This window comes from Caballeronia choica (assembly GCF_001544535.1).
Lineage (GTDB): Bacteria > Pseudomonadota > Gammaproteobacteria > Burkholderiales > Burkholderiaceae > Caballeronia > Caballeronia choica.
On sequence record NZ_FCON02000476.1, the window covers coordinates 1 to 1,243 of the forward strand.

Sequence of the window (1,243 nt, forward strand, 5' to 3'; positions counted from 1 at the left end):
GGGCTCGACGAGGGGATCCTCCCCGCAACGCCCGACTTCATCAAGTCGCTCGACATCGACCATGCGCGCGATGGCGAAGTGATGATCGCCTATGCGATGAACGGTCAGCCGTTGCCGCTGCTGAACGGCTTTCCGCTGCGCCTGGTTGTGCCCGGCTGGTATTCGACCTACTGGGTGAAAATGCTCAACGATATCGAGGTGCTGGATCACCCGGACGACAACTTCTGGATGTCAAAGGCCTACCTGATACCGGACACCCCCCAGGCCAACATCACGCCTGGCCAAACCGGCGTAAAGATGGTGCCGATCAACCGGATGGTCCCACGCTCGTTCTTCACCAATCTCACGAACGACCAGAATGTAGCCGCCGGCAAGCCGCAAACGGTGCGCGGCATCGCCTTCGGCGGAGACGCCGGCGTTCGCGACGTCAGCGTGTCGTCGGACGGAGGCGCGACCTGGGTGTCCGCGCGTCTTGGCCACGATCATGGCAAATACAGCTTCAGGCAATGGGAAACGCACTTGATACCCAAAGCCGGTCCCATGGTGCTGAAAATCAAGGCGACGAACACTGCGGGGGCCGTGCAGCCGGATGCCGCCAACTGGAACACTGCCGGCTTCATGCGCAACGTCGTCGAATCCATCACGTTGATGGCTTCCTGAGGTGGGGAACATGAAAAATTCAAACGTGCTGATATTGATTCTGCTCACTACGGCCGGCATCTCGGCCGGCTTCGCCGAACGCGCACAGAAAGCGCCGTCGGCCGCAGCCTTGAATCGCACCATCAGTGTCACCCTCCCTGACAGTGAGCGGGTTTTTCCACCGGGCGCCGGTGCCGAGATCGCCAACTCGCAGTGCATGATTTGCCATTCGGCTGGCATGGTTACGCGCCAGCCGCCATTGCGCTTCGGAGAGTGGACGGCGGAGATCAACAAGATGCGCACCGCCTACGGCGCACCTATGCCCGCAGAGCAGGTAGAAGAACTCGCTAAGTATTTGACCGCGATCAGAGGCAAACAGTAGAACTTCGCTCCTTGGCAAAACGAAGCTCCGCGTCGGCTGGCCCATCGACGGCCCGTCGCCCACCATCTAAAAGACAGGAACCCCCACATGCAACCATCACGTCGTCACTTCATGATACTGGCCGCTTCGCTGGCCTCCTCCATCACGCTCTCGGGCAAGGCGTCGGCCGAATCGCCCGCGGTATCCGAAGGCGATCCGACCGCACAGTCGCTGGGTTATAAG

2 protein-coding genes are annotated in these 1,243 nt (G+C 60.7%); both read left to right on the plus strand.

The genetic code is table 11. From position 1 onward, the window contains the following. Positions 1–660 (plus strand): molybdopterin-dependent oxidoreductase (locus tag AWB68_RS45110; RefSeq protein ID WP_160110203.1); only part of this gene is annotated, 660 nt, incomplete at its 5' end. 10 nt (positions 661–670) lie between these two features. Further along, positions 671–1,021, plus strand: a complete 351-nt coding sequence (locus AWB68_RS45115) for a c-type cytochrome (protein ID WP_125483312.1) — start codon at positions 671–673, stop codon at positions 1,019–1,021. The last annotated feature ends 222 nt before the right edge of the window (positions 1,022–1,243 follow it).